The organism is Chryseobacterium angstadtii (genome assembly GCF_001045465.1).
Classification (GTDB): domain Bacteria; phylum Bacteroidota; class Bacteroidia; order Flavobacteriales; family Weeksellaceae; genus Chryseobacterium; species Chryseobacterium angstadtii.
In genome coordinates, this window is record NZ_LFND01000005.1 from 340,670 (window position 1) to 359,561 (window position 18,892).

The window sequence follows — 18,892 nt, forward strand, 5'->3', positions numbered from 1 at the left end:
GTAACAATGAACACCCATTTAAAAAATAATACAATCAGCCAGGAAATCTGGCTGCAGGCCAACAGAGATCTTATGGCCAAAACCATTGCAGAACTGATGCATGAGGAAAGGCTGAAGCCAATAGCCGTGTTTGAAGATGAAGCAGGGTTTACCGTCTTTAAACTTGAAACCGGATTTGAAAATATTGAATATGGTTTCCGCGGACAGGAAAGAATGATGGATTACTGGTATATTGATAAAGACAGTATCGTGAAAACAGAGAACGGTGTACAAACCTCAACGCTGAACATTCCTCAGTTCTTCCTTGAAATGCAGACCGTATTCGATCTGGATGCCAATACGCTGGCAAGATATACCGAAGAACTGCACCATACTTTATACTGTGATGCTTTGATTTTATCGAGAGGTGTAAAGTCTTCAAAAGAGCTTGCGTCCAGCAATTACCAGACGGTAGAGCATCAGATGACGGGTCATCCCTGGGTGATCGTGAATAAAAGCAGATTAGGATTTTCTCCTACAGACCTGCAGACTTTCGCTCCGGAAGCGGGAGAAACGTTGAAAGTTTTATGGCTGGCTGCTCATAAAGACAGATCTGCTTTCCAGTCGCTGGAGCATATTGCTCAGGAAAAATTTTACCGTTCCGAGATTGGAGACGAATTGTATCAGGAATTTCAGCAGAAGCTGATCGGTATTGGTAAATCTGTTCAGGATTATAATTTAATTCCGGTGCATCCGTGGCAGTGGGAACACAAGCTGAAGATCCATTTTACAGGCGATATTGCATCCGGTATCTTAATACTTTTAGGAGAAGGAAATGATATCTATAGCCCACAGCAAAGCATCAGGACTTTGTTCAATACAGATCATCCTGAGAAAAGATATTTGAAAACGGCAGTTTCTATTTTAAGTACAGGAAACATCAGAGGACTTTCACCTAAGCAGATGAAAATTGCTCCGGCTATTACAGACTGGGTGAAAGGGCTGATCAAAGATGATGCTTATCTGGAAACAAAAGAAACAATATTTCTGGGAGAGGAAGCTGCTATTGCTTATCTGCACCCTCAGTACAGTGCGATTGCAGGAGTTCCTTATCAGTACAATGAATTTTTGGGAGCTTTATGGCGCGAAAGTGCCTGCAAATATTTAAAAGAAGATGAAGAAATGTTCACCATGGCTTCTCTGCTTTTTGTGGATCAAAACGGAGTTCCTTTGGTACAGGCTTTTGCAGAACAGGCAGGAATCAGCATTCAACAGTGGATTACAGACTATCTTGATGCTTATCTTACACCGCTGCTTCATATTTATTACACCCATTCCCTTTGTGTGACTCCTCACGGAGAAAACATCATGGTGGTATTGAAAAACGGAATGCCTCAGAGAATCGTCATTAAAGATTTTGTAGATGATATCGTACTGACCACAGAAGCAAGGGAAAAACTTCCTGATCATCTGGCAGACGGGCTGATTCAGTCTTCCAACAAGGAAAATGTACCTCTGTCTATTCTTTTGGGCGTTTTTGATGCATTCTTCAGGTATTTGTCTAATGTTTTGCATACCTATTCCAACTTTCCGGAAGAAACATTCTGGACGCTTGTTCATGAGTGCATAGAGAATTACAAAAATCAGAACCCTCATCTGAATGAGCGCTACGAAAAGTATGATCTCTATATTCCAACGTTCAAAAGATTTTACATCAACAGCCTGCGTTTGAAAAATAATGGCTACAGCGAAAACAAAGCATTTGCTATTCCTAAAAAGGATGGAGCTCTGCCAAATCCGCTGTACCAGATCGCCAATAAAAACTCTGTAGCAACAACGGTATGAGGAAGTTTCTGCATCTTGTAAAAGAAGGCTCTGTATTTGCGTACGGAGCCCTGGCGGGAAAAAAAGTAGAACTTACATCCGGTAGCATCAACCGTTCTATCTTCAGCCTCGCCATTCCTATGGTGATGGAGCTGGTGATGGAGTCTGTTTTTGTCAGTATCAATCTTTTAATTATTGCCAGACTGGGAGATAAAGTTCTGGGTCTTGTAGGAATTGCAGACAACTATATCAATTTTGCCAATGCCATTGCGATTGGATTAGGTATAGCAGCAGCAACACTTACGGCAAGAAGAGCAGGTGAAAAAGATCAGGAAGGCATGAGCCGTACCGCCCATTACATTATATTGCTGGCAGCAGCTTTTGCTTTGTTGATTGGAGGTTTGTCATGTCTTTTTGCCGGTGAAATCATCAGTTTCCTCGGATTCAATACCAATACGGTAAGTCAGGGACTGTCATTTTCACAGCTGGTCTTTTTAAGCATAGGGCTGGTGATCCTTCGTCTTTCCATCAATGGATTGTTCAGAGGAGCCGGAGATGCAGATCTTGCCATGAAATCACTGTGGCTGTGCCATATATCAAGTATGGTCTTTGCGGTGATTCTTGTGTTCGGTCTTGGTTTTATTCCTGCTTACGGATTAATGGGGTTGGCTTATGCTACTGTATTATCCAGATTATTAGCGGTTTTATACCAGTTCTTTATTCTTCTTACAGGCAAAACCAGTGTCAATATCCTGACAAAATTCCATGTAGATCTTCCTTTGCTGAAGAAAATCATGAGAATTGCTCTGGGAGGTCTGGTACAGTACATTGTTCCTGCTTCCAGCTGGCTGATTATGGTTAAGATTATAGCCACTTTCGGGACTACAGCGCTTGCAGGATACATTATTGCTCAGAGAATTGCTTCTGTAGCAACGATGCCTGCCTGGGGAATAGGAAATGCTGCAGGAGTTCTTACAGGTCAGAATTTAGGAGCCGGAAACCCGGACCGCGCAGAAAAAACAGTGTGGCGGGCAGGAGGAATTAATATGACCTATCTGGTAGCGGTTGCTATATTCTGGCAGTTTGCCGCCGAATATGTGGTGACTTTCTTCACTAAAGAAGCAGAAGTAGCCCGGTATGCCGTACAGTATATCCATGTGGTATCTATGGCGTATCTCTTACTGGGCTTTACAATGGTAATCAGCCGTGCACTGAATGCGGCCGGTAATATTATGCAGGTGACCCTGCTGTACATGATCATGTTCTACGTCATTCAGCTTCCGTTGGCTTATTTCCTCGGAGTAAGGCTTCAGTGGGAACTGAAAGGAATCTTTACGGCTATAGTTTCTTCGGAAATTGTACTGGCTGTATTGTTCTTAATGATCTTCAAAAATGGTAAATGGAAAACTATAAAAATTTAAAATGCACACAACAGACGAATTTTATGAAATTATCGCATCAGCAATTGCTGTAAAGAAAGAACTGGTAGACGAAAACCTGACGTATCAGGAAATCCCTGAATGGGATTCTATGTCGCACCTTCTTATTGTAGAAGCTCTGGAGCAGTTTTATCAGGTAAAGTTTGACTTTAATGACATCCTTGAAATGGGAACCGTCGGAAAGATCCGCGAAAAAATGAAAAAATACGATGTACTCGTAGAAAACTAAGTATATGAAAATTTTAGAAAATGTAATTGCCAACAAGAACTTGTTGTTTACAGATGCTTCCAGCGGTGCCACCACACCGATTGGAACGCTGTACCGGTCTTTAGGCCTCAATCCTGTAGAAAAAGGATTGATCTTTTTGTACAATGACAATCAGCTGCCCAGCATTGAGGTGCTCCTCAATTTTTATGGAACGGCTCATGCCATTGCTGTTTTAGGACAGAAACTGCATCCGGAATTTAAAGAACGTCTGGAAGCTGAATACCGTCCCAAATACATCTTCGATCCATCAAGAGAAGAAGTTCAGGGATATGTTTTGAAGGAATTTTCCGACAGTGTGAAAATCTTTGCTAAGGAGAATTACCAGCCGGAAGTCACTATTGATCCTGAAATCAAGATCCTTTTAAGTACTTCCGGCACCACCGGAGTTCCGAAGCTGGTGAAACTTTCAGATGAAAACCTTTATCAGAATGCGGTAAGCATCCTTCAGTACATGCCCATTGAAGCATCTGATGTAGTCCCGTTAAACGTACCGATTAATTTCGTGTACGGTTTTTCTATTTTTACGACCAACTGTATGCGGGCGGGAAGAATAGTCTGCACGGATAAAGACATTATGCAGAAAGCCTTCTGGGACGAAATGGAAGAATATGGCTACAGCACGCTGGGAGGCGTTCCGTATCTGTATGAAAACCTGAACAGAATCGGGTTCTTCAGAAAAAACAGCAACAGTCTCAGATATATGACGCACACAGGAGGTGTGATTAATGCTGAGCTGAGAAAAACCATTTTCAACTACTGTCATGAATTTGAAAAACAGTTCTTTGCCCAGTACGGTCAGACAGAAGCCGGCGGAAGAATGGCTTATCTTACCACAGACGGACTTCTTGAAGAAGAAACATCTATCGGGACCCCTGTACATGGGGGAACATTCCAGATAGACCCGGAAACGGATGAACTTCTTTTCTTACATTCAAGCATCAGCGGAGGTTATGCCAACAAGCTTGAAGATCTGTCTACTTACGAACAGCCCAGACTTCTTCATACGGGAGACACCGGAAGAAAAGGACAGAACGGACTGTATTACATTACAGGAAGAATCAAAAGAATCATGAAGCTTTTCGGAATCCGTCTCAATCTGGATGAGGTAGAGTTTATTCTTAAAAATGAACTGGACGGCAATACGGTGGTGTGTCTGAACGGCAATGATAAGAAGATCATTGTTCTTTATGACAACCTCGGGATTGATCCCCAAACCATTACCGAAATCATTAAAAACAAGCTTCGCATCAATCCGCAGTACGTACGCACCGAACACATAGAGTCATTCCCATTATCACAAAACGGCAAAATCAACTACCCACTGCTACAAAATTTACAGCATGAAAATATTTAAAACCCCTATATTACTTTTATTCCTTGTCGGTCTTCCTATTTTTGCTTCTGCCCAGCAGAGTGAACGCGTTAACGGAAAGATCATGTTGTCCGAAAAAGTGCCCGTGAAGAATGCGCTTTTAAGATTAGTTAATACGCCGTATCAGGCTAAGACCAACAATTTAGGAGAATATTACTTTGATAATGTGCCACCCGGAGAATATACGCTTCAGGTGGTTTTGAATGACATTGAACTGATGCGTGAGAAGATCCGCATTGAAAAAGATGTTTTTGAAATTCCGGCTATTTATACTTCAGTAGAAAACAACGTGATTGAAGGAATTACAGTGTATGCCGTAAGCCGAAACAAATTTCTCGATAAAGACAGTACATCTGTTGCAAAGATGCCTTTGAAAAATCTTGAAAATCCTCAGTTCTATACAAGCATCAATCAGCAGATTCTGAAGGAGCAATTGATCTATGATGTTTCCGATGCCTTGAAAAACGTTTCAGGTATTGTAAAAATGCAGGGAAGTGCCGGGAGAGCGGGAGACGGAAGTTTTTATTATAATTTAAGAGGATTTCCTACCAGGGTTTCTATGGTAGACGGTGTTCCGGCAACCACCAACTCGGAAATTGATCCTGCAGATATTGAACGTATCGACGTGATCAAAGGACCTTCCGGAACCCTTTACGGAGGGGCGGTGAATTCCTTCGGAGGATTGATTAATGTAACGACCAAAAAGCCGAAAGATTATTTCGGAGGAGAAGTTTCTTATCTTTTGGGAAGCTATAATCTGAACCGTGTTACAGCTGATGTATATGGCCCGATTACAGATTCAAGAAAAACGTTGTTCCGTTTGAATGCTGCGTATCAGTATCAGAACGGATTCAGAGATTCTGAATTCAGAAAATCAATGTTTGTGGCCCCTACATTCAGTTATCAGGTGAACGACAGGTTAAAATTTAACCTGGGAGCTCAGATTTATACCTATGAAGGAACCAACACTCCGATTATCTTTTTACCTAGAACGAGAGCATTTATTGCAAAAACTCCGGGTGAACTTGGATACGACTGGAAAAGATCTTATTCAAATAATGATATGAGCTTAAAGGCGCCTTCCATCAATGTAAAAGCTGAGGTGAATTATAAAATTTCAGATCAGTGGACTTCTCAGACTTTACTCTCAAGAAACTACAGAAAAACGGAAGGATTATACCAATATCAGTTCATGAGAGGAGACACGGATAACATTTTAGAGCGTAATGTACAGTGGCAGAATGGTGAGGGAGCCTCTACCAGCTTTCAACAGAACTTTAATGGAGAATTTAAGATAGGAAGCGTTAAGAACAAACTTCTTATCGGATTAGATTATTTAAACCAGTCTTTGAATAATAACCTTTCTCCAATTGTTGCATATGACAGAATTGATGGGAAGAATCTCGCAGCGCCAATAGGTGGAGGAGTGACAGGAACATATGGAGCCATTTCCAAAGATTTGGCTTTACAAAAAATCCAGACTTCTACAGCTCCTTTAGTAAGAAATACGGCATCCAGCAATATTTACGGAGCGTATATTTCTGATGCGGTATACATTACAGACCGTTTGATTGCTTTATTAAGCTTACGTTTTGACCATTATGAAAGCAAAGGACAACTTGACTTAAACACAAATATCAATACGGGAACATTCAATCAGAATGCATTATCTCCAAAATTCGGTTTAACCTACCAGATCCTTAAAGATCATTTGTCTGCATATGCTAACTATATGAATGGTTTCAGCAATGTAGTTCCGGTTGCACAGCCGCTTGCAGACTATAGTGGAGATTTCAAACCACAGAGATCCAATCAGTGGGAAGTGGGATTCAAAGGAAATCTTTGGAGAAACAGAGTGAACTTCACAGTAGGATATTATGATATTCTGGTTAATAATATGCTAAGAGTAGAACCGATATTTCGTGACGGAAAAAGCTACAATGTGACCATTCAGGATGGAGAACAGAGAAGTAAAGGTTTCGAAATTGAAACGATCCTTAACCCGATTCAGGGTCTGAATATTATGGCAGGATATTCTCACAACGACAGTAAGTTTGTAAAAGCTGCTCCTGCTGTGGATGGCCGTCGTCCGTCTTCTTCAGGTCCCACTAATGTATTCAATTCATGGGTGAGCTATATATTGCCGATCAATGGACTTTCAGGTCTTGGATTAGGCTTTGGAGTAAACCGTGTCGGCGAGCAGATTACTGTAGATAATGCAACTACCGGACAGTTTACCTTCCCGGCTTATACTTTAATCAATGCTTCCATTTCTCTTGAAAAAGAAAGATACAGATTAGGATTTAAAATGAATAATTTAGGAAATGCACAGTATTTTGCAGGGCAAGGTGTTATAGTTGCCCAAATGCCTCGTAACTTTGTAGCTGAGGTGAGTCTTAAATTTTAATAATGAATTCTACATTTAGAAAGATAACATATCAATTACATCTATGGCTCGGACTAACGTCCGGGCTTATAGTTGTAATAATGGCAGTTACAGGATGTATTCTTGCTTTTGAAAAAGAATTGAAACATGCCATACACCCGGAAAAATATTTCGTTAAAACCATAAAAAAAGAAAAACTTCCGTTTTCTGACCTTAAACTAAAAGCTGAACAGGCATTACCGGACAGTCTGAAAGTGAGCAGGGTAGAGATATCTTCAGATCCTTCAAGAAGCTATGTCTTCCGATCTTTGAAAATGAATAAGGAAGCATTAACGTACTGGGGTTCTTATATTCATTATTACAGAGTGTATGTAGACCCTTATACCGGAAAAGTGCTTGAAGTGGAAAATGCAAAAAATGATTTTTTCGAGATTGTGATGGATCTTCACAGAAGACTTTTGCTGGGTGAAAAAATTGGAAAAACCATTACCGGATATTCAACGCTTATATTGGCAATTATGCTTTTTTCAGGGCTGGTGATCTGGTTTCCCCGGAAAATGAATAAGAATGCACTGAAAGGAATGTTTTTCATTAAAACATCGGCCAAATGGAAAAGAATCAATTATGATATGCACAATGTCTTGGGATTTTATGCGGTCATTCCTCTGCTTCTGATCTGTTATGCCGCTTTGGTCTGGAATTTTGAAGGCTTCGACAAATGGATGAAGAAAACGCTGAACGGAAAAGCCAAAACGGAAGAGAAAGCCAAAAGCATAATTCCTTCCGAAGAATCAACGGATCAGAAAAATATCCTGAATATCGTAGGAAATAGAGTAGAGAAGAGTCTGGCAGATAAAGAATCGGCGCTCATCAGCTTTCCGAAGACAGAAGAGGGAACTTATTATGCTGAGGTTACCTATGGCAGCAAGCATTACCAGAATGAGCAGTTCAATTTTGATCAGTATTCGGGTAAAATAATAAGACAGCAATCCTACCAGGATAAGAACATTGGATATGGCTCTGCATTAAGAGCAAGGAATTATGATCTTCATACAGGAAGTATTCTTGGAACCACCGGAAGATTCTTATTTCTTTTTGCAGGTATTATTGCGGCTTCACTTCCTGTTACGGGATTTATTATTTATTTAAACAGAAAAAAGAAGAAGCCAAAGAAAAAGAAAGTGAAAGTATAAACTTCGAAAAACTTAAAAAACAAAAATTCAGATAAGTGTAACCATTGAGTGTTACACTTTTTTTATTCCTGAAAATTTCAAAAATCCATAAAACGCAAACATCTGTGTACATCCGTGCCATCTGTGGTTAATTTAAATTTAAAACCAATTTTCACGGAATACTATTTTGAAACATTAAGATCAATGAAATGAGTAAGGTTAGTTAAGAAAAATCAATTGATTTTTTAAGCTATCCACCTTAAAGCAAAGCAAAACTTAATGTTCTTAAAAACTTAATAACCCTTAATGGTTTATGAAAAAAGCTCTTAATTTCCATTTCAAACCTAATAGGTTTTTAAAACCTATTAGGTTTATTGTAACCATCCTCAAAAATCTGCTACATCTGCATAATCAGCGAGAAATAGAAAGTATTTTTACAACAATTCCATGGTGAGTTCCATATTCATTATTGAAAATCGATTTTCACGGAATACTATTTTGAAACATTAAGATCAATGAAGTGAGTAAGGCTAGTTAAGAAAAAAATCAAATGATTTTTTAAAGCTATAAACCTTAAAGCAAAGCAAAACTTAATGTTCTTAAAAACTTAATAACCCTTAATGGTTTATAAAAAAAGCTCTTAATTTTCATTTCCAACCTAATAGATTTCAAAAACCAATAAGGTTTAAAATCAACATCCTCAAAAATCTGCTATATCTGCATAATCAGCGAGAAATAAAAAAATCACAGCAATTTTTTAGCATTTTCCGCAAAAATTCCAACACTTCTCTCCATTTCCTCAATAGTAAGGTTTCCAAATCCCAATCTCATGGCAGTAAGATCTTTAGTCTGATAAAGCAGTGTCTTAGGAATAAACAGATTATTCTGCGCACAATTCCGGCTCAGTTGCATCAGATTGACCCGAACATTCCATTCCAGCCAGAAAGCAAGACCTCCGGATGGTTTTTGAAACTGTATCAGCCCTTCCAGATTGTTTTCAAGCAGTTCGGCAAAATAATCCCGCCTTTCCTGATAAACCTTTAGAGATTTCTTCAGATAACGGTGGATTTCACCTTCTTCAATCATTTCTCCCAGGGCTCTTTCCATTAAAATATCTCCCTGCCGGTCAATGATACCCAGATATTTTCTCATTTCTCCCATCAGATTTTCAGGAGCTACGATAAATCCGGTCCTGAACCCCGGTGCCAGCGATTTTCCAAAAGACCCGATGTAAATAACCATTCCGTTTGTATCTGCGCTGGCAAGTGGAAGGATGGGGCTTTTATCATAATGAAATTCATAATCGTAATCATCTTCCAGAATGATGAATCCATATTCATTGGCCAGATCCAGAAGTTCCAGTCTGCGTTGGGCGCTTAAAGCAACAGTTGTAGGATAGTGATGATGCGGCGTAAGATAAAGCATTCTGATTTTTTGCTTTTTGCAGGCTTCTCTTACATGTTCTACAATAATTCCGTCTTCATCAATGGGCATCGAAAGAATATTCACGCCTGCCTTTTGAAAAATCATATTCACGGAAAAATAACTCAATGCTCCTACCAAAACAGTATCATTCTGAGAAAGGAGAATTTCGGAAACAATATAAATACTCATCTCCGTGCTTCGGGTAATGAGAAGATTGTTCTTTGAAATTGGCATTCCTCGGGAAAGATTGAGGTACCGGGATAAATGTTCTTTAAAAAATTCACTTCCGTCGTGGTTGTAATGTCCCAGCATTTTCTGGTTGGATTTCCTTTTAAGAATAGAACTGTAAAACCGTGAATGCTGGCCAATCTGGGTCAGTCTGATATCCGGTACGCCATCATTAAAAACATATTCACAATCTGAATGCTCAAACGGATTATCTAAAATATTGGACGTTTTAAAAGAGAAACCTGTCGTTTCGGGGTAATTCTGAAGACTGTTTTTTTCAAAATTCTTCACTTTCACGGGTTTCTCATGATTTTCTCCGATAATGAAGGTTCCTTTGTTGGGAAGGCTTTCTACCCAGCCCTGTGCCGATAGCTCGTCATATACTGCTACTGCTGTATTGCGGTGGATTTCCAGAACTTCACTGAAGGTCCGGGTTCCGGGCAGTTTGGTTCCATAAGGTAGAAAACCTCTCTGAATAGCATTGATCAGTTGATTGGCTATTTGCATATAGATAGAAGTCTCTGAACTTCTGTCGATTTCTATAAAACTTTGATAAGGAATTTTAACCGGACTATCCATAATATTAAAACTGGCACCTTTTAATGGTCCGGCAATATACTAATTTTGGATCAAAGTAAATGATAAGTTACGGGATACGCGTTACGAGGTATTAACTACGACCTATGAAAAGAGGATTAAACCCCGAAACTCGTACCCCAAAACCCAAACCTCGCAACCCGAACAAAAATCAAAAATATATGGAATTTCATCAACTGCTTGAAAAAATTGTACAGGATGGAGTAATGCACGCCAAATGGCTGAATACGCTCTCATTCATGGAAAATGCCGGAGCAAGAAAAATTTCGAAATGTGAGCATCCTGTTTCAGTGACCTTGATTCAGCTTAAACATGCTGCTGAAGAGCACCGTCACGCTTATTATCTCAAAAAACAGATCGGGAAAATAGACCCTGAATTGTGCAAAACCTACCAGCCTGATGAACTTCTGGCGCCGGTAGCTACCAGACAGTACCTTCATTCTTTAGACATCAAAGCATGCAGATACCTTCAGACTGTATTCAATCTGAATCAGGAAGAACTGAAATATGCAGCCTATCTTTTTGTGACGTATGCTATTGAAGTCCGTGCTGATGAACTGTATCCGGTCTATCAGGATATTCTGACAAAAGAATCTTCAAAAATTATGGTAAAATCTATTATTCTGGAAGAAGAAGGACATCTTGAGGAGATGATCAATCAGTTAGACGAGTTTTCGGCAGACTGGAAACTTCATGCCGAGCATATTCTGATGATAGAAAAAGAATTGCATACCCAATGGATTGACGCTATAGCAGAAGAAGTGTCACAGGTAGATTATGCTTAAAAAATTTCAGCAAGCCCTCGTTAAAAGAGAGGAAGACGGAATATTAAGGACTTTAAAACCTCAGTCAAAAGGAGTTGATTTTTATTCCAATGATTATCTGGGTTTGGCTGGAAATAAAGAATTGCAGTTGGAGTTACTGTTACAGATCCAGGAAAACCCGGAATTGCTTTCCGGAAGCTCCGGATCCAGGCTAATTAGTGGAAACAGTAGTAAAGTGACAGAAGTGGAAAACTATATTGCGGAACAACATCAGTATTCTGCAGCATTGCTTTTTTCTTCCGGCTATAATGCAAATTTAGCTTTATTCTCTGCATTGCCAGACCGCCATGATGTCATTATTGTGGATGAACAGATTCACCGTTCGGTTCATGATGCCTGCAGGATGTCGCATGCTAAGAAATTAAAATTCAGACATAATGATCTGGAAGATCTGGAATGTATTCTGCAAAAACAAACCGGGCATTGCTATATTGCTATAGAAAGTCTCTATTCAATGGATGGAGATCTGGCTCCGATTCAGGAAATTGCAGCTTTGGCGAAAAAATATAATGCCGCTTTGGTTGTGGATGAAGCCCATGCTTTTGGCGTTTTCGGATACGGATTGATTGAAAAATATCAGTTGCATCACGATGTTTTTGCAGCCGTAATGACTTATGGAAAGGCTTTGGGAGCACATGGAGCATCTATTCTATGCAATGAAACAGTGAAGGCTTATCTGGTCAACTTTGCTTCGCCATTCATTTATACCACAGCAGCACAGGATTTTTTATGGGCAGCTATACAAACCGGATATGAATTTTTAAAGAAGAACCCCCAATTACTCGAAAAGCTTCACAGAAATATTAACATTTTCAGAAATCAGAATATACAAACACCCTCTTCGGGATTGAGCCCGATACAGGCTGTACTGATTCCGGACAATCAACAATTGAGAAATTTACAGAGAGCTTTATCCGACAAAAACTTCTTAACCTACGCCGTCTACAGTCCAACTGTAAAAGCAGGAACCGAAAGACTCAGAATATGCCTTCACAGCTTCAATACTGAAAAAGAAATTGTTGAAATGGCGGAGATTATTGGAGGGTTTGTTTGAAGCGAAATGGTGAAGGAAGCAAATAAAGCAAAGATGGCTGAGAAAGCGAATTTGCAAAATTGCTTATGGATAATGAATAAAAAAAAAGCAAAACCCGAAACCCGAATCACGCACCCCGTAACCCGAACCCCGCAACACCCCATGAACAAACTATTCATCACCGGCATAGGAACCGAAGTTGGAAAAACAATATGCTCAGCTGTTTTAACGCAATATTTTAAAGCAGATTACTGGAAACCTGTACAGTCCGGAGATCTGGAGTACTCAGACAGTTATAAAATAGAATCCTGGACAGATGATACAGTCTGTCATCCGGAAACTTACCGTTTTAAACTGGCTGCGTCTCCTCACCAGTCTGCCCGCGAGGAAGATGTACAGATAGATATTAATCATTTTCAGATTCCTCAAACAGATAATATGCTTATTGTAGAAGGAGCGGGAGGACTTATGGTTCCTCTTTCAGATGACACTTTTATGATTGATCTGATTGAGAAGCTTGAACTTCCCACAGCATTGGTGGTCCGGAATTATTTAGGGTGCATCAATCACAGTCTGCTTTCCATCATGGCATTAGAACAAAAAGAAATTAAACTGGAATATCTGATCCTCAACGGAACTTTTCCTCCGGATACGGAAAGAGTTATTTCCGGATATATAAAAAAAGAAACGAGAATTATCCGCATCCCTGAAATTGATCAGCCTACAAAAGACAGCATCAGAAATGCTGCAGAACAATTAAAAAAAACAAATTTATGATAATGGACAAAAAAACAACCATCAGAAACAACTGGACAAAAGAAGAAATAGAGGAGATTTATCATCAGCCTCTGCTTGAACTGATCTATAAAGCATCCACAGTGCATCGTGAATGGCATGATCCTTCAGAAGTGCAAATCTCAACATTGTTATCCATCAAAACGGGAGGGTGTCCTGAAGACTGTTCTTACTGTGGTCAGGCGGCCCGTTACCATACCAATATCAAAGTGCAGGCGCTATTGCCGACAGAAACCGTTATTGCCCATGCCCAAAAAGCAAAAGACAGCGGCTCATCCCGTTTCTGTATGGCTGCTGCTTGGCGTGAAGTTCGTAACAACCGTGATTTCGACAGGGTTATTGATATGGTAAAAGGAGTCAACGAGCTGGGACTTGAAGTATGCTGTACTTTGGGAATGCTTACCGAAGAACAGGCCATCCGTCTTCAGGAAGCAGGTTTGTATGCCTATAACCACAATCTGGATACTTCAGAACAATATTATGAAGAAATCATTTCTACCAGAACCTTCGATAACAGAATCAATACGATTAATAATGTAAGAAAAGCAGGAATAACGGTATGTTCAGGAGGAATCATCGGACTTGGGGAAACACACAGAGACCGTATTTCCATGCTTTTGACCTTAGCAACGATGCCGAAACATCCGGAATCTGTTCCTATCAATGCTCTTGCAAGAGTGGCAGGAACTCCGCTTGAAGATAATGAAAAAGTAGATACCTGGGAAATGGTAAGAATGATTGCTACGGCAAGAATTGTAATGCCGTCGTCAATGGTCAGATTAAGTGCCGGACGTATAGAAATGAATGAAACAGAACAGGCCTGGTGCTTTATGGCCGGAGCCAATTCTATCTTTACAGGAGAAAGAGAAACCTTATTGGTAACTCCGAACCCGGGTGTTTCTGAAGACATGCAGATGCTGGAAAAACTGGGTCTGAAACCGATGAAGATGAAGGAAAGTACCTGTTGTTAGAGGATACGAGTTACGTGAATTCGTGATTCGGGTTTGCTTACAGAACTTCTATCCCGTCTTTTAACGACTAACTTCTAATCTCTAATTTCTAACTTCTAATTAAAGAAAATGAAAACATTAATACCAACCCATCTGACCGAAAGAGATAAAGCTGTCAACTGGCATCCTTATACTCAGATGAAAACAGCCGGAGATGCCGTGCCTATAGTAAAAGGAAAAGGCGTTTATTTATATGATGAGGATGGGAAAAAATATATAGATGCTGTTTCATCATGGTGGGTAACTTTGCATGGTCATGCTCATCCATATATTGCAGAGCGTGTATTTCAACAGTTGAATACGCTGGAGCAGGTTATTTTTGCAGGATTTACCCATGAACCTGCTGTTCAGTTATCAGAAAATCTGCTGAACCTGCTGCCGGAAAATCAAAGTAAGGTTTTTTATTCTGATAATGGCTCAACCGCAGTAGAAGCGGCGTTGAAAATGTGTATTCAGTACGCCTATAATCTGGGAAAAGAAAAGACCAAAATTTTAGCTTTCAAAAATGCGTATCACGGGGATACTTTCGGTGCGATGTCGGTAAGCGGCAGAAGCGTATGGACAAAACCTTTCGGAAGTATGCTGTTTGAAGTGGTTTTTATTGATACACCCAATGCAGAAAATCTGGACGATTTAAAAAAACAGATCGGAGAACTTGCAGAAGAAACAGCCTGTTTTATTTATGAACCTTTAGTACAGGGCGCTGCAGGAATGCTGATGTATGACGCCAAACATCTGGACGAGCTGATGAAGTTCTGCAGAAGTGAGGAAATTCTGATGGTTCAGGACGAAGTGTTTACCGGTTTCGGAAGGACAGGAAAATTATTTGCTGCCAATCATCTTACGGAAATGCCGGATATTATGTGCTTTTCGAAAGGTTTAACAGGAGGAACAATGCCAATGGGAATTACGACCTGTTCGCAAGAAATTTTCAGTGCATTTTTGTCTGATGACCGGTATAAAACACTGTTCCACGGGCATTCTTTTACAGCCAATCCTTTGGCATGTACTGCGGCATTGGCCAGTATGGAGCTTTTATTACAGGAAGAAACATTAACAGCAATTGACCGTATCAGCAGACAGCATTCAGATTTTTCTAAAACTCTTTCAAACCATCCGGATGTAGAAAACGTACGCCAGACGGGAACTATTCTTGCTTTTGAATACAAAACTAATCAGAATACCTCTTATTTTAACGAGATTGGGAAAAAACTGTATGATGCATTTTTGCATCGTGGCATTATTATGCGTCCTTTGGGAAATGTCATGTATCTGGTTCCACCGTATTGCATCAACGCAGAAGAATTAGACTTTGTTTATGAGACTATTCTTGAGGTTTTAGAGCTATTTCAGAATTAAGATCATTGCCCCATTGATGAAGCTGATGGAGTATAGGTCCTAATTTCAAAGCTTTGTCCGTTAATTTATAATAAACTTCCGGAGGGAAATTATAGACTTCAATTCGTTGGATGATATGATTTTCCTCCAGTTGTTTTAGCTGCTCCGAAAGTACTTTCTTTGAGACTCTCGGCATTTTTCGCCACAGCTCTACAAACCGGATCTGTTCTTCTTCAAAAAGAGAATGCAGAATCAATGGCTTCCATTTCCCGGAAAGAATATCCAGACTTCGTCTCAGTCCGCAGTTTTTAAATTCTTCAAAATTCATACATGATTTGCTATTTGTCGTTAACCTTTTGGTAACCGTCCATTATTTAACAGAGGTTAAGCAATAGTTTTGCTGTACAAATTTAAATAAAATGAAACTACAGTTATGGCGTAATGCTACCTTGCTGCTCCAAATCGGAGAAAAAAATATTTTAATTGATCCTATGCTTGGAAAAAAAGGCAGTCTGGGAAAATTTCCGATGACAGACAACGAACTTCTGAATCCTCTGGTTGGTCTTCCGTTCAGTGAAGAAGAATTGAACCATAAGCTGTAGACCATAGATGCAGTGGTGGTGACTCATCTTCACCCTGATCACTGGGATGAAAAAGCCATTGAGCTGTTAGATAAAAACATTCCTGTCATTTGTCCCGCAGCAATTTCAGAGCAGATTTCCGAATTCGGGTTTAAAAATATAATTTCCGTGAAAACTTCCGTGACATGGGAAAATATTCATATTTCTACCACGGAAGGACAACATGGAACCGGAGAAATAGGAGAAAAGATGGGATTGGTCAACGGATTTGTTTTTAAAACAGAAAGCAAAACCATATACATCGTAGGCGACAGCATTTGGTACGAGGGAATAGCGGCGGAAATCAGCAAACATAAGCCACAACATATCGTTGTCGCAGGAGGTGCTGCCACTTTTGTGATGGGAGATCCTATCATTATGACCAGTGATGATATTGTCCGGCTTTGTCAATATGCACCGGAAGCTTCTGTTTTGGTCACTCATCTTGAGGCAGTGAGCCACTGCAAAGAAGACCGCACATTTATTCAGAAAAAGATCAATGAAAACAATTTGCAGGATAGATGTTTTATTTTGCAGGATGGAGAAGTGTATTCTTTTGATTAAAAGGATGGTGGCACTCGAAGCCACCTTTCCCAAAGGCAATGGCTTATTTTTTGGATGCCTTTCCTAAATTAATCGCTATGTTATCTGTATTTCTATTGGAGCTGAACTGGAAAGAATTACTGATGGGGCACGAAGAATGGTCCTTTCTTTTAGAGATTATTCTCAGGACAGCTATTATGTTTCTTGCTATTATTATCGGATTAAGGGTTTTAGGCAAAAGGGGAGTGAAACAGCTCTCTATTTTTGAACTTGTGGTTATTATTGGTTTAGGTTCTGCAGCCGGGGATCCTATGTTCAACAAAGATGTAGGGATTATTTCCTCTATTCTTGTTTTTGTTGTTATCATCCTTTTGTACAGTATTATTACCTTTTTCATAGGGAAGAGCAAAAGATTTGAAAAGCTGGTGGAAGGTTCGTGCAGCTGCCTCATCCGCAATGGAGAATTTGCTATCGATAATTTTAAGAAAGAAAACCTGGGCAGTGATGAATTCTTTGCCGAGTTAAGATTAAAAGGGGTCTCGCAGCTTGGGCAGATAGAAACGGCTATTGTGGAAAGTTCGGGGGAAATCAGCCTGTTTTATTACGAGGATAAAGATGTGAGATACGGTCTTCCCATTATGCCGGAATCGTTAGAAAATCCATTAAAGAATATCAGCAAAGAAAGTTATTATTCCTGTATCTTTTGCGGATATACAGAGCATAAAACACAGGGAAATGCAGGCTGCTGCCCTAAGTGCAGTAAAGATGAATGGGTGGAGGCAAGCAGCAGAAAAAGGATTACTTAGCGGCTGATCTAAAATATCCCGATAAGAGCTAGTCTTCTACACATTTATTTCTGGCCGCTTTCATCCCGAAATAAAACATCAAGATCACGGCGCAGCTTAAAAAGTAAAAAGAACTTTTCCACGAGAGATCCCAGTCATGAAGTCTTCCAAAAACCGGAGGCCCGAATGCAGCAATCATATAACCTACAGACTGTGCCATTCCTGATATTTTCACGGCATTGGCACTGTTTTTCGTCCTTGTTGAAAAGAAAAGAATAGATAAGCTGAAAGATAATCCGTTTGAAATACCGATAATGACTGCATTGGCATAAATCCACTGAGACTGCAGCCATGCAAACATTAGGGTGCTCACCAACATCAGACTGCAGATGAAAACAATCAGAATTCGCTGGTTCTTCATTTTGCTGGCGATAATCGGAGCACAGAAAGTGATAGGAATCATAGTGATCTGAATCATAAAAAGAACCCACCCCGTGCTTTCTTCCTGCATTTTATAATCTGTGAGGAAAGAGGGAAGCCAGGCCATAATGCAGTAATAGAACAATGACTGAAGTCCCATAAATATACTGATATTCCATGCCTGGGCAGATTTAAACATATTAAAATCAGAAACACTTAATGCCGCTTTTTTCTGACCTGAATTTCTTTTGTTGAAGATCAATTCCAATATAAGAACAAATAGTCCCAGTCCGGCAATAATGAGCCATATCCCGAGTGAACCACGCCATCCGAACCCTGTCCATTCTCCAATTCTGACACTGAAACCCGATGCCAGCGCTGCAGTAAGATTCATGGACACCGCGAAAATCCCGGTCATCAGTCCGATTTGTTTAGGGAAATTATTCTTGATGTATCCCGGCGTCACCACATTTCCTATACAGATTCCCAAACCGATGAAAACCGAGCCTGCAAAAAGCGTCCAGAGGGAACCTGTAATACGCAGGAAAAGCCCGAAACTCAAAATTATCAGAGAGTACATCAGCAATTTACTGATACTCAACTGATGCGAAAATCTGCTGACCAGAACTGAGCAGGTCGCAAACATAAAAAGTGGGATAGAGGTAAGCAGGCTCACCTGAAAACTGTTCAGGTGTAAAGCATTCTTTATATCCGCTAGTACGGGAGAAACCGAAATAATCGGAGATCTCAGGTTGCTGGATACAAGGATAACAACCAGAATATTAATGGCCATCAGGATATAGGAAGCATTCTTTCTTGTTTCGTTCTTCATCG

Annotated in this window: 17 protein-coding genes; 14 read left to right on the plus strand and 3 right to left on the minus strand. The window is 40.0% G+C overall.

Annotated elements, in window-relative coordinates:
- Positions 1-6: 6 nt before the first annotated feature.
- The 6 genes from ACM46_RS16515 to ACM46_RS16540 are packed head-to-tail and all read left to right on the plus strand — an operon-like array spanning position 7 to position 8,461.
- Positions 7-1,824: an IucA/IucC family protein gene (locus ACM46_RS16515; protein WP_048507773.1), complete on the plus strand. Its 1,818-nt coding sequence runs from the start codon at positions 7-9 to the stop codon at positions 1,822-1,824.
- Entirely contained in the window at positions 1,821-3,224 is a 1,404-nt protein-coding gene (locus tag ACM46_RS16520; RefSeq protein WP_048507774.1) for an MATE family efflux transporter, read from the plus strand. The genes ACM46_RS16515 and ACM46_RS16520 overlap by 4 nt, the downstream gene beginning before the upstream one ends.
- Position 3,225: 1 nt before the next feature.
- Positions 3,226-3,471 (plus strand): acyl carrier protein, encoded by a 246-nt coding sequence (locus tag ACM46_RS16525; protein ID WP_048504159.1) that lies wholly within the window; start codon positions 3,226-3,228, stop codon positions 3,469-3,471.
- A 4-nt stretch (positions 3,472-3,475) separates the two neighbouring features.
- Positions 3,476-4,864: an AMP-binding protein gene (locus ACM46_RS16530; protein WP_048507775.1), complete on the plus strand. Its 1,389-nt coding sequence runs from the start codon at positions 3,476-3,478 to the stop codon at positions 4,862-4,864.
- Positions 4,851-7,289: a TonB-dependent receptor gene (locus tag ACM46_RS16535; protein WP_083997430.1), complete on the plus strand. Its 2,439-nt coding sequence runs from the start codon at positions 4,851-4,853 to the stop codon at positions 7,287-7,289. The genes ACM46_RS16530 and ACM46_RS16535 overlap by 14 nt, the downstream gene beginning before the upstream one ends.
- A 2-nt stretch (positions 7,290-7,291) precedes the next feature.
- Positions 7,292-8,461, plus strand: coding sequence for a PepSY-associated TM helix domain-containing protein (locus ACM46_RS16540; RefSeq protein ID WP_048507776.1), 1,170 nt, complete (start codon positions 7,292-7,294; stop codon positions 8,459-8,461).
- Between the two features lie 723 nt (positions 8,462-9,184).
- Here the strand turns inward: ACM46_RS16540 and ACM46_RS16545 are convergent.
- Entirely contained in the window at positions 9,185-10,672 is a 1,488-nt protein-coding gene (locus ACM46_RS16545) for an aminotransferase-like domain-containing protein (RefSeq protein WP_048507777.1), read from the minus strand.
- 179 nt (positions 10,673-10,851) lie between these two features.
- Here ACM46_RS16545 and ACM46_RS16550 point away from each other — a divergent pair, with 179 nt between their 5' ends.
- From ACM46_RS16550 to bioA, 5 genes are all read left to right on the plus strand, one after another.
- Complete coding sequence (locus ACM46_RS16550) at positions 10,852-11,475, plus strand: hypothetical protein (protein ID WP_048507846.1); 624 nt, start codon at positions 10,852-10,854, stop codon at positions 11,473-11,475.
- Entirely contained in the window at positions 11,468-12,568 is a 1,101-nt protein-coding gene (locus tag ACM46_RS16555; protein WP_048507778.1) for an aminotransferase class I/II-fold pyridoxal phosphate-dependent enzyme, read from the plus strand. Before ACM46_RS16550 ends, ACM46_RS16555 begins: the two co-directional genes overlap by 8 nt.
- A gap of 72 nt (positions 12,569-12,640) precedes the next feature.
- Complete coding sequence (gene bioD, locus ACM46_RS16560) at positions 12,641-13,324, plus strand: dethiobiotin synthase (RefSeq protein WP_338151999.1); 684 nt, start codon at positions 12,641-12,643, stop codon at positions 13,322-13,324.
- A 2-nt stretch (positions 13,325-13,326) separates the two neighbouring features.
- Positions 13,327-14,313, plus strand: coding sequence for a biotin synthase BioB (gene bioB, locus ACM46_RS16565; RefSeq protein WP_048507779.1), 987 nt, complete (start codon positions 13,327-13,329; stop codon positions 14,311-14,313).
- Between the two features lie 108 nt (positions 14,314-14,421).
- Entirely contained in the window at positions 14,422-15,711 is a 1,290-nt protein-coding gene (bioA, locus tag ACM46_RS16570) for an adenosylmethionine--8-amino-7-oxononanoate transaminase (protein WP_048507780.1), read from the plus strand.
- Here the strand turns inward: bioA and ACM46_RS16575 are convergent.
- A complete protein-coding gene (locus ACM46_RS16575; protein ID WP_048507781.1) occupies positions 15,677-16,018 on the minus strand; it encodes a winged helix-turn-helix transcriptional regulator in 342 nt (113 codons plus the stop codon). The two genes, bioA and ACM46_RS16575, sit on opposite strands and share 35 nt — an antisense overlap.
- Before the next feature lie 91 nt (positions 16,019-16,109).
- Here ACM46_RS16575 and ACM46_RS23710 point away from each other — a divergent pair, with 91 nt between their 5' ends.
- The 3 genes from ACM46_RS23710 (at position 16,110) to ACM46_RS16585 (ending at position 17,659) form a co-directional block, all read left to right on the plus strand.
- Positions 16,110-16,292, plus strand: a complete 183-nt coding sequence (locus ACM46_RS23710; RefSeq protein WP_241486037.1) for a hypothetical protein — start codon at positions 16,110-16,112, stop codon at positions 16,290-16,292.
- Between the two features lie 15 nt (positions 16,293-16,307).
- Positions 16,308-16,874, plus strand: coding sequence for an MBL fold metallo-hydrolase (locus tag ACM46_RS16580; protein WP_277619859.1), 567 nt, complete (start codon positions 16,308-16,310; stop codon positions 16,872-16,874).
- Between the two features lie 77 nt (positions 16,875-16,951).
- On the plus strand, positions 16,952-17,659 hold the full coding sequence (locus tag ACM46_RS16585) for a DUF421 domain-containing protein (protein WP_117614446.1): 708 nt from the start codon (positions 16,952-16,954) through the stop codon (positions 17,657-17,659).
- Between the two features lie 28 nt (positions 17,660-17,687).
- Here the strand turns inward: ACM46_RS16585 and ACM46_RS16590 are convergent, their stop codons facing one another.
- The gene (locus ACM46_RS16590; protein ID WP_048507782.1) at positions 17,688-18,890 is read right to left on the minus strand and encodes a CynX/NimT family MFS transporter; all 1,203 of its coding nucleotides are present in this window, start codon (positions 18,888-18,890) and stop codon (positions 17,688-17,690) included.
- Positions 18,891-18,892 lie beyond the last annotated feature (2 nt).

Bases quoted from the DNA above. Each gene is read 5' to 3' on its own strand.
- ACM46_RS16515 (WP_048507773.1), top strand. From the start codon at position 7: ATGAACACCCATTTAAAAAATAATACAATCAGCCAGGAAATCTGGCTG.
- ACM46_RS16520 (WP_048507774.1), top strand. From the start codon at position 1,821: ATGAGGAAGTTTCTGCATCTTGTAAAAGAAGGCTCTGTATTTGCGTAC.
- ACM46_RS16525 (WP_048504159.1), top strand. From the start codon at position 3,226: ATGCACACAACAGACGAATTTTATGAAATTATCGCATCAGCAATTGCT.
- ACM46_RS16530 (WP_048507775.1), top strand. From the start codon at position 3,476: ATGAAAATTTTAGAAAATGTAATTGCCAACAAGAACTTGTTGTTTACA.
- ACM46_RS16535 (WP_083997430.1), top strand. From the start codon at position 4,851: ATGAAAATATTTAAAACCCCTATATTACTTTTATTCCTTGTCGGTCTT.
- ACM46_RS16540 (WP_048507776.1), top strand. From the start codon at position 7,292: ATGAATTCTACATTTAGAAAGATAACATATCAATTACATCTATGGCTC.
- ACM46_RS16545 (WP_048507777.1), bottom strand. From the start codon at position 10,672: ATGGATAGTCCGGTTAAAATTCCTTATCAAAGTTTTATAGAAATCGAC.
- ACM46_RS16550 (WP_048507846.1), top strand. From the start codon at position 10,852: ATGGAATTTCATCAACTGCTTGAAAAAATTGTACAGGATGGAGTAATG.
- ACM46_RS16555 (WP_048507778.1), top strand. From the start codon at position 11,468: ATGCTTAAAAAATTTCAGCAAGCCCTCGTTAAAAGAGAGGAAGACGGA.
- bioD (WP_338151999.1), top strand. From the start codon at position 12,641: ATGAATAAAAAAAAAGCAAAACCCGAAACCCGAATCACGCACCCCGTA.
- bioB (WP_048507779.1), top strand. From the start codon at position 13,327: ATGGACAAAAAAACAACCATCAGAAACAACTGGACAAAAGAAGAAATA.
- bioA (WP_048507780.1), top strand. From the start codon at position 14,422: ATGAAAACATTAATACCAACCCATCTGACCGAAAGAGATAAAGCTGTC.
- ACM46_RS16575 (WP_048507781.1), bottom strand. From the start codon at position 16,018: ATGAATTTTGAAGAATTTAAAAACTGCGGACTGAGACGAAGTCTGGAT.
- ACM46_RS23710 (WP_241486037.1), top strand. From the start codon at position 16,110: ATGAAACTACAGTTATGGCGTAATGCTACCTTGCTGCTCCAAATCGGA.
- ACM46_RS16585 (WP_117614446.1), top strand. From the start codon at position 16,952: ATGTTATCTGTATTTCTATTGGAGCTGAACTGGAAAGAATTACTGATG.
- ACM46_RS16590 (WP_048507782.1), bottom strand. From the start codon at position 18,890: ATGAAGAACGAAACAAGAAAGAATGCTTCCTATATCCTGATGGCCATT.